This is a genomic window from Streptomyces sp. NPDC088766 (genome assembly GCF_044750845.1).
Lineage (GTDB): Bacteria > Actinomycetota > Actinomycetes > Streptomycetales > Streptomycetaceae > Streptomyces.
Map to the genome: position 1 here is coordinate 1 of NZ_JBIVKQ010000013.1, position 13,206 is coordinate 13,206.

Sequence of the window (13,206 nt, forward strand, 5' to 3'; positions counted from 1 at the left end):
CCGAACAGAAGACCCGCCTGCTGCACTACCAGGACCTCATCAAGGTCGGCCTCTCCGGCACCCTCGCCGCCTACCGCTTCACCGACACCACCGGCAAGCAGGTCACCGGCGCCAACGTCGACTACAACGGCGCCCCGGCCGGCTACGCCGCCGCCCCCGGCGACGCCCTCGCCTACGCCGACGCCCACGACAACGAAACCCTCTTCGACGCCCTCGCCTACAAACTCCCCGCCCACACCTCCGCCGCCGACCGGGCCCGCATGCAGGTCCTGGCCATGGCCACCGCCACCCTCTCCCAGGGCCCGGCCCTCTCCCAGGCCGGCACCGACCTGCTGCGCTCCAAATCCCTGGACCGCAACTCCTACGACAGCGGCGACTGGTTCAACGCCATCCACTGGAACTGCACCGACGGCAACGGCTTCGCCCGCGGACTGCCCCCCGCCCCCGACAACGCCCCCAAATGGCCCCGCGCCACACCCCTGCTGACCGAGATCGGCGTGAGCTGCCCCCAGATCACCGGCGCCTCCGCCGCCTACCAGGACCTGCTGAAGATCCGCACCACGGAGCAGGCGTTCTCCCTCGACACAGCCGCACAGGTGCAGTCGGCCCTCTCCTTCCCGCTGTCCGGCAAGGACGAGACACCCGGCGTCATCACCATGCAACTCGACGACCTGGTCGTCGTCTTCAACGCCACGCCCGACGCACAGGACCAGCGGGTCGACGCGCTCGCCGGAACCGGCTACCGCCTCCACCCGGTGCAGGCCACCGGAGCCGACAGCACCGTCAAGGCCGCCGCCTACGCGACGGGCACCGGCACCTTCACCGTTCCGGCACGGACCGTCGCCGTGTTCACCCGCACTCCCTGAAAATCGCACCACCGTGGTGGAGCAGACCTCGAACCCGGTCTGCTCCACCGCTGTGTCCGGGGGCGACACGATGAAGGCAGGTGGCAAGTGGCAGGCGGGCCGCGGTGACCGTGCCGGTCGTGGACGGCTCCACGGCCGGCCGCCTCGCCATGGGCACCCTGCTCGACCGCTTCGGCCACGAACACGAGGACGACATCGCCCTGCCGGCGCTGCGGCTCGCGCAATAGGCTGGCCCCGTCGCCCACCACCGGGCCGTCCAGAAGGGGTGCCCATGCCGCAGATCACCGTCGACTACTCCGACCGGCTCGCCGACGACTTCGACCGGCCCGGCTTCGCCACCGCGCTGCACCGGGCCGTTGTCGAGATCGCGGCGGCCAAGCCGCCGGCCTGCAAGACGCGGTTCCGCCGCACCGAGGACGCCGTCGTCGGCCCCGACACCGAGGGCCACGCCATCGTGCACGTCCACATCGCCCTGCTGGCCGGCCGCACCGAGGAGACCAGGGCCAGGCTCACCGAGACGGTCCTGGAACTGCTCGGGCAGTACGTGAAGCCCGCGGCCGAAACGGTCCTGCACGCCTCCGCCGAGGTACGCGACCTGGACCCGTCGTACCGCAAGTACGAGGGCTAGTGCCGTGACCGGGAAGGTTCACCGGCTCGCGGCGTCCGGCACGGCTCCCCCCACGCTCGGCTCCGCTCGCGCGGGAGGGCCCCCACCGCCGCGTTGTCGCACCGCCCGAGTACATCCGGTACGCGGGTGATGCTCCGCCTTGCGACGCAGCGCACCGGACGCCGCGAGCTTTCCGGCAGACCTTTTTGGCAGACCTTTCCGGCCACAGCACCAGGAGGTCTTCCCGGCCCGTCCTACGACGCCAGCGCGACCAGCCGGGTCAGCAGGTCGCCGAACGGGCCGTCGGCCGGTTCCCCGCCCAGGACCGGCCGCAGCAGGGCGCGCAGTTCCTCGTCGTAGGCGGCGGTGACGGCGGTGAGGGCGGCGAAGTCGCGCACGAGCTTGACCTCCAGCTCCTCGCGGGGGACGCGCCGCCCGTCCAGCCAGATCAGGGCGGTGGACTCGGCGAGCGAGATCCAGGACCGGACGATCAGTTCGAGCCGCGGGGGCGCCTCGGCGACTCCCAGATGCGACAGGATCTGCTCGTAGGCGGCCTGGCGCACGGAGTCGACGAGCGCGTTCGTGGTGGAGGAGCCCACTGCCGGGCCGCCGCGCATCAGGGCCGAGAACCCGGGGCCGTGCGCGTCCACGAAGTCGAAGTACCGGCCCATCACCCGCAGCAGCCGGGCCCCCAGCGGCCCCTCGTGCGGCTCGGTGAACCGGCTCGCCAGATCCTCCGAGGCCCGTTTCAACGCGGCCTCGTACAGGCTGAGTTTGCCGGGGAAGTAGTGGTAGACGAGCGGCCGCGAGATACCCGCGGCCGCGGCTATCTCGTCGATGGAGACCTCGTCGGGGGAGCGACGGGCGAACAGCTCGAGAGCGACGCCGATCAGCTGCTGCCGCCGCTCCTCCACGCCCATCCTGCGGCGAACCCCGGTAGTCATGCGAACACCTTACCGATCGAATCCGGACGCGAACGGACGGGACCGGCCACGGTGTTCGCACGGCGTTCCCCTCTGCCGGGCGCGGACCGGCCGCTCAGCCCAGCCCGTTGATCGACCGCCCGCCCTCCAGCGTCCCCTCCAGTTCGGCCCGCGCGCCCTGCCGCGCCGGCACGGCCAGCAGGTTGCCCGCACCGGACCCGCTCACCCCGCCCGTCGCGCGCACCGACTCGGTGTCCTTGTCACCGGCGGCCAGGAGGTACCAGGTGCCCGCCTCGGACTTCCACAGCACCCCGGCCAGGACGTGCGGGTCACGCGGACCGCAGGCCGGCACGTCACCGGCCTGCGCCGTGACCGCCCCGAACAGGCCGCCCGGCGTGTGGAACTGGGCCAGCACCCGGCTCCCGGCGCCCCGCCAGGTGTCGGCGCGCGTGCACGCCCAGCCGGCCTGGCCGCCCGCGTCGGGCAGCGGCTGGCGCGCGTACGCCCAGGCGTTGACCGACCGCACGCCCTGCGCGCGCATCTCGCCCAGGGAGCAGGCGAACGGCGCCCAGGTGCGCAGCGCCTCCGCGCCCGTCGCCTCCTTCGGCGCGGTGGGCCGGCCCGCGGTCAGCCGGGCGGGCACCAGCTCACCGAGATCGCTCAGCAGGTACGACCCGGAGGCGTCGGTCACCTGGAGCACGTTCCACGTGGTGCAGGCGCCGGCGTGGGTGGCGGGGCTGGACAGCGGCGAGGTGACGCCCTCGGCCAGGGTCAGGTCCATCACTCCGGCACCCGGCTTCGACAGGTCCCGCTCGGCCGCCGCCGACACCCAGGGGGCCGTCAGGTAGCGGACGTTGCCGTCGGCCCGGTCCAGGACCACCGCCGCGGCCTCGGCACCGGTCGCCCCGTCCACCCGCGCGAGGTCCAGCGCCGCGCCCGTCGTGCCGTCCTTCGGCTCGGCGTAGCGGGCGATGCGCAGACCGTCGTACAGGACGACCACGCGGGCCGTGGCCGCCTCGCCCGCGTACAGCAGCTGGGGCGGGCCGGCCGGGCCGCCGGACGGGGTGCCGGGCGTCGACGAGACCCGGACCCGCTCGCCGGGGCGGGCCCAGACGGCGAGGGCCCGGCGCAGCAGCGCGTCGTCGCCGGCGAGGTCGCCGCGCGCGGGCCAGACGGAGAAGTCGGTGCGCGCGGAGGTCTTCCAGGCAGCGGGCGGGACCTTCACCAACTTCCCCGGATCGAGGGCGGCTTCGGCCGCCGGGTTCTGCGCGTACGCCGGGGCGGCCGCACCGTCGGGCCCCCAGCCGTCCCCGGGCAGTGCGACCAGCGCGCCGCACACGGCGAGCGCGGCCGCGGCGGCGAGCGCCGCCTTGGTGTGCTGGCGCCGCCGCATCAGGTCGGTGGGGCGGGCCTGGAGCGCACAGGGGTCGAACTCGGGGGACTCGAGCAGCGCGTACCGCGCGGGGACGGTGCCGGCCTCCCGCAGCGCGGCACCCACGTCGTCGACGCCGGCCTCGTCCAGCAGCCCGCGCACGTCGCCGTCGGGGAGCCTCTCCAGTCCGCGCAGGACGTAGGCGGCACGGGCCGGGCCCGACACGGCGGACAGCTTCTGGTCCAGGGCGAGTTCGTCGGCCCCGCCGGAGCGCGGGAAGAGCCGCAGTCCCCACACCTGGGGCAGCAGCGGCGGCAGTTGGGCGCGCCGGGGCCGGGCCCGGCGCCTCAGCGGCAGTCCCGCCTCCAGCGCCTTGCGGACGACGTGCAGGCGGACGTAGGCGTAGCCGGGGCCGCCGTCGCGGGCGCCGGACTGGGACGGGACGGCCGCGGCCGAGGTGCGGCGGCGGGGGAGGGCCCGCTGGACGATGGCGTGGGCGGCGAGGACGCGCCTGCCGCGGCCGAGGCCGGGGGGCAGCACCAGATAGGCGAGCCGGACCAGACGCGGGTAGTGCTCGACGAGCGCGGCCTCGGCCTGCTCGACGTCGACGGTCCGATCGGCGGGGGAACCGGGTGCGGGGCGCGGGGCGACATCCTGTGACTGCACGTCCAGCAGAACGAGCGAGCCGGGCCGTGGTCACCGTCGGCCGGGCCGCTCCGGGACGGCTCCCCGGCTCCCGCGGGGTCCTCCGGGCTCTCTTCGGGGTCCTCCGGGCTCCCTGCGGGTGTCTTCGCTCCCTCCGGGTGTGTTCGGGACGCGGGTAGGTTGAGCGGACCGGGCGCGGGAGCCGTATCCAGAGCGAGGCTCTCGCAGGGAGGAACAGATGAAGGTGACCCGACCGATGCTCGTGGCGGCCGCTGCCGCCGCGGCGGCAGCGCTGGCGCTGACGGGCTGTGGTGCCGGCGAAGACACGGAGAGCGGTGTACCGGTGACCGCGACCGGCAGCCTGGAGCACCTGGCCGCCGAGGTGAAGTGCACGCCCGACATGCAGACGGACGCCGACGAACTCCGGCAGGCGATCTGCAAGAACGCCGACGGCAAGTTCATCCTGCTGACCTTCGCCACCGACCGCGGCCAGCGCGAGTGGATCAACGGGGCCAAGGACTACGGCGGTCACTACCTGGTCGGCCGCAAGTGGGTGGCCGTGGGCGAGGAGACCAGCACCGTCACGGCGCTGCGGGACACGCTCGGCGGCGACATCGAGGAGGGCACGGACCACTCCGCGCACGAGCCCTCCAAGGGCGCGACGCACGCGGGGCACTGAGCTCCCGGTCACGGGACGCGGACAGCGCGAGAGGCCGGCGGTGAGGACTCCTCACCGCCGGCCTCTTTGCGCGCGGTCACACCGCCGGCCTCTCAGTGGCCGGTCGGACCGTCGCTCACTTGCACTTCTTGCCGGTGTTGATGCAGTTGACCATCTTGTTCATCGTGTTCTGGGAGAAGAAGTTGATGAAGTCGTTGTGGTCGGTGATCGGCTTGTGCAGGTTCTCCGGGAAGCTGTCCACCGCGTACGGGTTCACGACCTGCCCGTTCTGGATCTTGGGCGCCGGGACGTTGTAGACCAGCCGGACCTGGAGCTGCGGGATCGCCTTGAAACCGTTCGCGCAGGTGCCGTTCGCCTGCACGAATGCCACGTGCGTGCGGTGGTTGGCGCTGTCGATGTTCTGACCGTCCCAGCAGCTCTGGAAGTTGGTCGTGCGGACGACCTGGCTGCCCTGCGGGCAGATCGGGTACTTGTCCTCCAGCTGCACCTTGTTCTCGAAGCCGGTGCAGCTCCAGTTGACGTTGGCGTTGGCGTTGCCGTTGACGAAGGCCTTGGCGTCACCGGTGATGATGCGCAGTGCCGTCGGCATCGCGACGACCTTGCCCCGCTTGTTGCCGACGAACTTCAGCTGGGCCTGGGCCGGCTGGAGGATCTTGCCGACGTTGCCCTCCTTGCCGCCGCCGTCGTTGTTCTGGTCGAAGTCCTGCGAACCGTCCTGCACGCGCAGCACCGGCCAGAAGTACGACGACTTGTCGCCCTGGTTCTGGCAGCTGGTCCCGGCCGCGGCCAGCTCCTGGTCGCTGGCGAACGCGTCGTTGTTCTGGTTGCCGACGTAGTCGTGCAGGTGGTGCGCGCCGTTGGTGACACCGGGGGCGACGATCACGTTGTCCGTGTTGTGGTTGTCGTTGCCGTTGGTGCCGCAGGAGGTGGTGAAGGTGCCGCGCGATCCGCCGTTGCCGTTCGCGGCCAGACCGTTGGCCCCCACGCCGAGCTGGGCGTTCTGCTGGACCTTGGTGATGTCGACGAAGTCCGCAGCCGTCGGGCCGTTGCCGCCCTGGCCGCCGTTGCCCTGCTGGCCGCCGTTCTGCTGGCCGCCGTTGCCCTGCTGGCCGCCGTTCTGCTGACCGCCGTTGTTCTGGCCGCCGCCGTTCTGCTGGCCACCTCCGGCATTGGTCTGCGCGCCCTGCGTGGTGCAGGCGGCGAACTGGCTCAGGTCCTGGACCTGACCGCCCGCGCGCTGGATGTTGATGCGGATCCGGTCGATCGTGGCGGCCCGCTTCTCCTTCAGGGGGCCGACGATCGCGTTCTGCACGAAGCCCGCGTCATTGGCCTGCGCCTGGCGCGTGGAGGCGAGCCGGGCATAGGCCTCGGTGATCTGCTTGTCGAGGTTCGCCAGCTCCCTGTCGACCCCCGAACGCGCCCCGCCGGGCACGTTCGTCAGCTTCTGCCCCACATCCGGGCAGGAGATGGTGGCCACCTGCGCGGCGGCGGCCTTGGTCTGGTTCTGCGACGAGTTCTTCGACTCGTGCGCCGAAGCGTAGAAGTTCGCCCAGATCAGCCCGCCCCCACCGAGCGCTAGGGCCGCCGATGCTGCCACGGCCTTCGTGGCCATCGACGAACGGCGTTTACGTGTGTTGCGTCCCATGGAACTCCTCTGACTTCCTTGCGGGGCAGCATCGAGGCGCCCGACAGGAGTGAAGCGGCGCCTCTCCATACGCACGCCGCCCCGCAGGTGTTCAGCGGTCTCAGAAATTGATGAGAGACCCGTGGGACAATTCCACTTCAACTGTCTTACGAACAAAGGTGGTTGTGACGGTCACCGGTCCCGGTCCAGATAGGCCAGCACGGCGAGGACCCGCCGGTTGTCGTCGTCCGAGACCTCGAGGCCCAGCTTGATGAAGATGTTGGCGGTGTGCTTCGCCACGGCCCGCTCGGTGACGACCATCTTCGCGGCGATCGCCGTGTTCGACCGGCCCTGCGCCATCAGCTCCATCACCTCCCGCTCGCGCGGCGTCAGCCGGGCCAGCGGCCGGTCGTCACCGCGCCGGGCCAGCAACTGCTGGATCACCTGCGGGTCCATCGCCGTCCCGCCCGCCGCGACCCGCCGTACGGCGTCCACGAACTGCTCCGCGTCGAAGACCCGGTCCTTCAGCAGATAACCGACCCCGCCGCTGCCGTCGGCGAGCAGCTCGCGCGCGTACAGCTGTTCCACGTGCTGGGACAGGACCAGCACCGGCAGCCCGGGCCGCTCCCGCCGGGCCCGCAGCGCGCACTGGAGGCCCTCGTCGGTGTGGGTCGGCGGAAGCCGGACGTCGACGACGGCGACGTCCGGCTCCAGTTCGGCGAGGGCCCGTTCCAGCTCGGGTCCGCTCTCGACGGCGGCGGCCACCTCGAAGCCGAACGCCTCCAGGAGCCGGACGAGTCCGTCCCGCAGCAGGAACAGGTCTTCGGCTAGGACAACGCGCACGGAATCTCCATGGTCACCATGGTGGGGCCGCCCGCCGGGGAGCTGACGGCCAGGACGCCGTCGAATGTACCCAGTCGCCGCTCGACCCCGGCCAGCCCCGACCCGGCGCCGATCGCCGCGCCGCCCTTGCCGTTGTCCGTGACGGAGATCCGCAGGTGGCCGTCCGCGTGGTGCACGTCGATCCAGATCCGGTCGGCACCGGAGTGCTTGACCGCGTTGGTGAGCACCTCGCTGACCGCGAAGTACGCGGCCGACTCCACGGGGGCGTCCGCCCGGCCGGGCAGCTCCACGGTCACCTCGGTGGCCGTCGGCATCCGCAGCGCCAACGCCCGTACGGCGTCGCCCAGTCCGCGCTCGGCGAGCACCGGCGGATGGATGCCGCGCACCAGGTCGCGCAGTTCGGCGAGGGCGTCGGCGGAGGACCGGCGGGCCTGCGCGAGGAGCAGCTTGGCCTGCTGGGGGTCCTTGTCGACGAGCATCTCCACGGTCCCGAGATCCATGCCCATCGCCACCAGACGGGCCTGGGCGCCGTCGTGCAGGTCGCGCTCGATGCGCCGCAGCTCGGAGGCCGAGGTGTCCACGGCGTCCCGCCGCGTCCGCGTCAGCACCCGCACCCGCTCCGCGAGTTCGGCCTGGGTCGGGGTGAGGACGGCTCGGGTGAGCCGGAAGTGGAGCCGGAGGGCGCCGACCGCGTACCGGTGGGCGACGACGAGCAGGACGGCGCCCAGGGCGGCGGCGCCGAAGGCGGACGCCTGACCGCTGACCGGGACGAAGCCGTACCAGTACGGTCCGTACTCGCCGTACGCCCCGGCCGTCATGGTCCGCCACAGTCCGGCCGCCAGCGCGAACCCCTCCAGCGGATAGAGGACCAGCACGGCCGGCAGCAGCGCCGTCACGAACCCCGCCGTCATGTCCACCTGCAGCCACCGCAGGTCCCGCCAGGTCGCCGGGTCCCGCAGCAGCGCGTAGGTGCGCGTCCACGGGTTGGCGGTGTCGGGTACCGGCCGGTACGCCGACGGGATGCGCACCCCGCCCCACCGCTCGGCGAGCGCACGCCGCCGGTCGGCGAAGGCCCGCACTCCCTTGACCACGTACGGCGTGGTGAGGACCCCGACCCCGAGCGGTATCAGCGCCAGGGAGACGAGGAAGAGGCAGAAGCCCAGGACGGCCGGCGGCAGCGATCCCACGGCCAGCACGAGCCCCCGCCCGGCGGCGAGCAGCATCCCACGCGCCCTCGGACCGACGTCGCCGCTCTTGGTGTTGGTGTTCATGCCGTCAGTCTGGCCGAGCCGCGGGCCGGCGGTCACTGGCCCGAAGCCCCCGGTCAGGGGGTGGGGCCAGGTACACCCCCGGCCCGCACGGCCGCCGCGAGCACCTTCGCCTCCACCTCCGGGTCCAGGCCCTTCCGCGTCCGGTCCGGGCGCTGCGGTGCCTCGCCGCCGATCTCCCGCAGCCACCGCCAGGTGTCGGCGACGGTCTCCCCGACCGGCCGGCAGCTCAGGCCGGTGGCGAGGGCCCGGGAGACGTCCGCCGCGTGCAGGGCGTCGTGCAGGTCGCTGTCCGGCGGCACCCACACGGGCAGTTGGGTCCACGGCTCGATGCCCGCGGCGAGGACGGTCTCCGGCGCGGTCCAGTGCAGTTCGGCCGGACCGCCGGTGACCCGCACGCACGCCTCCAGCAACTCGCCCATGGTCGCGTGTCCCTGAGGGCTCATCAGGTTGAACGGGCCGCTCGCTCCCCGCTCCACCGCCCCGAGGATCCACTCGGCGAGGTCACGGACGTCGACGTACTGCAGGGGCAGTTCGCGCGGCCCCGGCGCCAGGACCGGGCCGCCGCGCGCGATCCGGGTCAGCCACCAGGGCAGCCGGCCGACGTTCTCGTACGGCCCGAGAATCAGCCCGGCCCGCACCAGCAAGGAGTCCGCCGCCCCGAACGCGTCCACGGCCGCCAGCTCGCCGCCCCGCTTGTCGCGGGCGTAGTCGCTTCGCTCCGCGTCGGCTTCGGCGCCCTCGACCAGCGGCGCGTCCTCGGTGTACCCGGCGGGCGGCGCCCAGGCGTACACCGAGCAGCTCGACACGTACACGTACCGGCCGGCGCGGCCCCGCAGCAGCCGCGCCGCCTCGCGCACGGCGCGGGGCGCCGCCGACCAGGTGTCGACGACGGCGTCCCACTCGCCGTCCTCCAGCGCGGCGAGGCCGCCGGGCACGGTCCGGTCGCCGGCCAGGGTCAGCGCGCCGGGGACGGACGCGTGCCGCCCCCGGTTGAAGGCCGTCACCTCCCAGCCGCGCCCGAGGGCCGCCTCGACGACGGCCCGTCCCGCGAACTCCGTACCACCCAGCACCAGAAGTCTCATGCCGGTGACTGTGCCCGGTCCGCCGCCGGGAGGGAACCGTGCTCTGCCGTCAGCAGAGGATCACGAGCCGGTCGGCGGCGTGTACTTGTAGCCCACCCGGCGCACCGTCTGGATCGCCCGGCGGTGTTCCGCGCCCAGCTTGCGGCGCAGCCGGGCGATGTGGACGTCGACGGTACGGCCGTCGCCCACATGCCCGTAGCCCCACACGGTGGTGACGAGCCGGTCGCGGGTGTGCACCCGGTTCGGGTGTGCGACGAGATGTGCGAGCAGCTCGAACTCCAGGTAGGTCAGGTCGAGTTCCCGCCCGCTCACCCACGCGGTGCGCTGCACGGGGTCGATCCGCACGACCGCCTCACCGGCGGCCGGGGCCTCGTCGGGCACCGGCCGGTCGGGGACCGCGGCGAACGGGAACGGCGGCTGCTGGTCGGCCGGGACGAGCACCAGGTAGCCGATCATCGGCGGCTGCCCCGGCAGGGTGGGCAGGACGTGCTGGGGAGCGGGCAGCCAGGTGGCACCCGGCGGCAGGAAGTCCGGGACGTCCACGACCTCGTCGCGGTCCACCGCACGGAGGCGGTGCCGGGCCGGGGCGGGGAGGGCCGGGCCGGGGCGGGTGGAGGCGTTGGACAGGGAACGAGTGGTCGCCATGAGAGGTCAGCTCTTTCGCGCGAGAGGTTCGTCAGGAGGCGACGGCCGCGATTCGTGGTCGGGCCCGTCGGGGGACGTACGTCGGTCGCGCCGGCCGAAGACCGGGGGGTACGGCTTTAGAGGGCCGGCGCGTTCGTCGCGCGGCGACACACCCGGTCGAAGTCGTGGTGCTGACGGGAAGGCCAGAACGGCTCGAGGTCGTGGTGACCCGTCGCGGTGTGCTGCTGGAAGCCGGCCATGGGTTCATTGAAGCAGACACCGGCCCCGGACAGGGGAGTCCTCTCACTGCTTGGACGCGTTCCCGGCCGGAAACCGGACAAGGGGCGCCCGCCGGTGGCGGGCGCCCCTTCCGGGCGGACTGCGGGCCGGACCCGTAGGCGATCCGGGTTCCGGTTCCGTCAGGAGTGCGGGATCAGACCTGGCCGGCCTTCTCCAGCGCGGAGCAGCAGGTGTCCACGATCAGGCGGGTCACCAGGTACGGGTCCACGTTGGCGTTCGGGCGGCGGTCCTCGATGTAACCCTTGCCGTCCTTCTCGACCTGCCACGGGATGCGGACCGAGGCGCCACGGTTGGAGACACCGTAGGAGTACTCGTTCCACGGGGCGGTCTCGTGCAGACCGGTCAGGCGGTCGTCGATGCCGGCGCCGTAGTTCTTGACGTGGTCGAGGGGCTTGGAGCCCTCGCCGAGCGACTCGCACGCGGTGATGATCGCCTCGTACGTCTCGCGCATCGCCTTGGTGGAGAAGTTGGTGTGCGCACCGGCGCCGTTCCAGTCGCCCTTGACCGGCTTGGGGTCGAGGGTGGCGGCGATGTCGAAGTCCTCGGCGGTGCGGTAGAGCAGCCAGCGGGCCACCCACAGCTGGTCGGAGACCTCCAGCGGGGAGAGCGGGCCGACCTGGAACTCCCACTGGCCGGGCATGACCTCGGCGTTGATGCCGGAGATGCCGAGGCCCGCCTTCAGGCAGTTGTCCAGGTGCGCCTCGACGACGTCACGGCCGAAGATCTCGTCGGCGCCGACACCGCAGTAGTAGCCGCCCTGCGGGGCCGGGAAGCCGCCCTTGGGGAAGCCGAGCGGGTAACCGTCCTTGAAGAAGGTGTACTCCTGCTCGATGCCGAAGATCGGCTCCTGCGCGGCGAACTTCTCGGCGACCTCGGCCAGCGCGGCACGGGTGTTGGACTCGTGCGGCGTCATGTCGATGTTGAGGACCTCGCACAGCACGAGGATGTCGTCGCCGCCGCGGACCGGGTCGGGACAGGTGAAGACCGGCTTGAGGACACGGTCCGAGGCGTGGCCCTCGGCCTGGTTCGTGGACGACCCGTCGAAGCCCCAGATCGGCAGCGCGTCCAGACCCGCGGGCTCACCCGTGATGATCTTGGTCTTGGAGCGGAGCTTGGCGGTCGGCTGGGTGCCGTCGATCCAGATGTACTCAGCCTTGAAGGTCACGGGCCACTTCCTTCGGGGGTGGGTCAGACGCACTTGCGGGTGCTGCGGCGCTGCGGCACTGGGGCGCCGCACTCGATGCCGGGCAGCCTGTCAACAGGCGATTTCCCGGTCATTGCTCGCATGTGAACCCCGTGTTACCTGGTGGTTCTGTGGTCCGGCTCACGGTGTGAGGGCGACGGCCCGGCCCGGAGGCGCCGTTCGCGGCCGTGGTCGCGGGTGCGCCGGTGCGGGCGCGGGGGCCTCGTGCGCGAGGGGAACGCGGGGGTCTCGTATGCGGGGCCTCGTGTGTGGGGACCTCGTGCGCGAGGGGAGCGGCGACGCCGCCACGGGGCGGCCGGCGGGCGCCCCGCCGCCCCGGCCGCGGGGCCCGGACGTGCCGGTCCCGCTGTCCGTGGCCGCGGACAGCGGGACCGGTGACACGTACGTCTCTTCCCGACGTCACCCCACCTTCTCGATCAGGGCCCGGCGGATGAGGAACTTGCCGGGCTCGCGGACCTGCTCGAAAGCCGCGTTGTTCAGCAGCGCGCAACTGCCGGAGACCGAGGTCACCTCGACGGTCGTGGACTTGTTGTTGTCCAGGTTGGTGACCTTGAGCTTCGTCCCCGGCGGGAACTGGTTGCTGGACGCGGCAGGGGCGCCCGCCTCACCGGAGAGGGTGACGGTCGAGCCGTTGCAGACCTGCCGGCCGGAGGCGGCGCCCGTGTTCCCCGTGTTCCCTGCGTTTCCCGTGTTTCCGGTGTTCCCGGCCGGGGCGCTCTGCGGCGGCTGGGCGGGCCGGGTGGCCTGCTGCCCGCCGCCCTGCTGGTTGCCCTGCGCCGGCTGCGTCGCCTGGGAGCCCTGAGCCGACTCCCCAACGACGCAACCCGACGCCTTCTGCTGCACCTTGATCTGCTCGACGACCGCCTCCCGGTTGGCGATCCGGGCCGCGGACTGCGCGTCCGGTTCCGCCCGCTGGTCGGCGATGAACCGCTGGTTGTTGCCGAGGGCGGTGGCGAGCCCCTGGCAGACGGTCGACCCGGCGGCCGTCTGCGGGCTCTGCGCGGCGTTCGAGGTGGCCGCCATGACGAAGGCGCCACCTCCCGCCACCGTCGCGGCGCCCACCAGCAGCGCGATCTTCTTCTTCGTACCGAGAGTTCTCCTGCGCGACATCCGCGCCTCCTGAGAGGTAGGGGAGCGTACGCCGCTATGTACGAGATACCGAACGA

The 13,206-nt window shown here is 72.5% G+C and carries 14 protein-coding genes; 4 read left to right on the forward strand and 10 right to left on the reverse strand.

Translation table 11 applies throughout. From position 1 onward, the window contains the following. The 3 genes from ACIP5W_RS19195 to ACIP5W_RS19205 all read left to right on the forward strand — a co-directional run. On the forward strand, positions 1-866 hold an 866-nt coding region (locus tag ACIP5W_RS19195; protein WP_401474483.1), incomplete at its 5' end, for an alpha-1,6-glucosidase domain-containing protein. Positions 867-946: 80 nt separating this feature from the next. After that, positions 947-1,093, forward strand: a complete 147-nt coding sequence (locus ACIP5W_RS19200) for a hypothetical protein (RefSeq protein WP_401474486.1) — start codon at positions 947-949, stop codon at positions 1,091-1,093. A 44-nt stretch (positions 1,094-1,137) separates the two neighbouring features. Beyond that, positions 1,138-1,494: a 5-carboxymethyl-2-hydroxymuconate Delta-isomerase gene (locus tag ACIP5W_RS19205; protein WP_401474489.1), complete on the forward strand. Its 357-nt coding sequence runs from the start codon at positions 1,138-1,140 to the stop codon at positions 1,492-1,494. 233 nt (positions 1,495-1,727) lie between these two features. Here the strand turns inward: ACIP5W_RS19205 and ACIP5W_RS19210 are convergent, their stop codons facing one another. Together ACIP5W_RS19210 and ACIP5W_RS19215 are read right to left on the reverse strand one after the other, a co-directional pair. After that, positions 1,728-2,417, reverse strand: coding sequence for a TetR/AcrR family transcriptional regulator (locus ACIP5W_RS19210; protein ID WP_401474492.1), 690 nt, complete (start codon positions 2,415-2,417; stop codon positions 1,728-1,730). Positions 2,418-2,511: 94 nt separating this feature from the next. Then, on the reverse strand, positions 2,512-4,434 hold the full coding sequence (locus ACIP5W_RS19215) for a hypothetical protein (protein WP_401474495.1): 1,923 nt from the start codon (positions 4,432-4,434) through the stop codon (positions 2,512-2,514). A gap of 217 nt (positions 4,435-4,651) precedes the next feature. Between ACIP5W_RS19215 and ACIP5W_RS19220 the strand changes: the two genes are divergently transcribed. Then, a complete protein-coding gene (locus ACIP5W_RS19220) occupies positions 4,652-5,092 on the forward strand; it encodes a hypothetical protein (RefSeq protein ID WP_401474498.1) in 441 nt (146 codons plus the stop codon). Between the two features lie 115 nt (positions 5,093-5,207). Here the strand turns inward: ACIP5W_RS19220 and ACIP5W_RS19225 are convergent, their stop codons facing one another. From ACIP5W_RS19225 to ACIP5W_RS19260, 8 genes are all read right to left on the reverse strand, one after another. Further along, positions 5,208-6,737, reverse strand: a complete 1,530-nt coding sequence (locus ACIP5W_RS19225) for a DUF1996 domain-containing protein (RefSeq protein WP_401474500.1) — start codon at positions 6,735-6,737, stop codon at positions 5,208-5,210. A 171-nt stretch (positions 6,738-6,908) separates the two neighbouring features. Further along, positions 6,909-7,559: a LuxR C-terminal-related transcriptional regulator gene (locus ACIP5W_RS19230; protein ID WP_401474503.1), complete on the reverse strand. Its 651-nt coding sequence runs from the start codon at positions 7,557-7,559 to the stop codon at positions 6,909-6,911. Continuing rightward, the gene (locus tag ACIP5W_RS19235) at positions 7,544-8,830 is read right to left on the reverse strand and encodes a sensor histidine kinase (RefSeq protein WP_401474506.1); all 1,287 of its coding nucleotides are present in this window, start codon (positions 8,828-8,830) and stop codon (positions 7,544-7,546) included. The genes ACIP5W_RS19230 and ACIP5W_RS19235 overlap by 16 nt, the downstream gene beginning before the upstream one ends. Positions 8,831-8,883: 53 nt before the next feature. Then, complete coding sequence (locus ACIP5W_RS19240; RefSeq protein WP_401474509.1) at positions 8,884-9,912, reverse strand: NAD-dependent epimerase/dehydratase family protein; 1,029 nt, start codon at positions 9,910-9,912, stop codon at positions 8,884-8,886. Positions 9,913-9,972: 60 nt separating this feature from the next. Next, positions 9,973-10,557: a winged helix-turn-helix domain-containing protein gene (locus ACIP5W_RS19245; protein ID WP_401474512.1), complete on the reverse strand. Its 585-nt coding sequence runs from the start codon at positions 10,555-10,557 to the stop codon at positions 9,973-9,975. Between the two features lie 116 nt (positions 10,558-10,673). Then, positions 10,674-10,796 (reverse strand): hypothetical protein, encoded by a 123-nt coding sequence (locus tag ACIP5W_RS19250; RefSeq protein WP_401474514.1) that lies wholly within the window; start codon positions 10,794-10,796, stop codon positions 10,674-10,676. 173 nt (positions 10,797-10,969) lie between these two features. After that, the gene (glnII, locus tag ACIP5W_RS19255; protein WP_363087119.1) at positions 10,970-12,001 is read right to left on the reverse strand and encodes a glutamine synthetase; all 1,032 of its coding nucleotides are present in this window, start codon (positions 11,999-12,001) and stop codon (positions 10,970-10,972) included. Positions 12,002-12,439: 438 nt separating this feature from the next. Beyond that, positions 12,440-13,150: a hypothetical protein gene (locus ACIP5W_RS19260; RefSeq protein WP_401474517.1), complete on the reverse strand. Its 711-nt coding sequence runs from the start codon at positions 13,148-13,150 to the stop codon at positions 12,440-12,442. Positions 13,151-13,206: the final 56 nt, after the last annotated feature.

Coding starts and splice junctions, on each gene's coding strand:
- ACIP5W_RS19235 (WP_401474506.1), bottom strand. CDS start 8,830: ATGAACACCAACACCAAGAGCGGCGACGTCGGTCCGAGGGCGCGTGGG.
- ACIP5W_RS19205 (WP_401474489.1), top strand. CDS start 1,138: ATGCCGCAGATCACCGTCGACTACTCCGACCGGCTCGCCGACGACTTC.
- ACIP5W_RS19220 (WP_401474498.1), top strand. CDS start 4,652: ATGAAGGTGACCCGACCGATGCTCGTGGCGGCCGCTGCCGCCGCGGCG.
- ACIP5W_RS19225 (WP_401474500.1), bottom strand. CDS start 6,737: ATGGGACGCAACACACGTAAACGCCGTTCGTCGATGGCCACGAAGGCC.
- ACIP5W_RS19245 (WP_401474512.1), bottom strand. CDS start 10,557: ATGGCGACCACTCGTTCCCTGTCCAACGCCTCCACCCGCCCCGGCCCG.
- ACIP5W_RS19250 (WP_401474514.1), bottom strand. CDS start 10,796: ATGGCCGGCTTCCAGCAGCACACCGCGACGGGTCACCACGACCTCGAG.
- ACIP5W_RS19260 (WP_401474517.1), bottom strand. CDS start 13,150: ATGTCGCGCAGGAGAACTCTCGGTACGAAGAAGAAGATCGCGCTGCTG.
- ACIP5W_RS19240 (WP_401474509.1), bottom strand. CDS start 9,912: ATGAGACTTCTGGTGCTGGGTGGTACGGAGTTCGCGGGACGGGCCGTC.
- ACIP5W_RS19210 (WP_401474492.1), bottom strand. CDS start 2,417: ATGACTACCGGGGTTCGCCGCAGGATGGGCGTGGAGGAGCGGCGGCAG.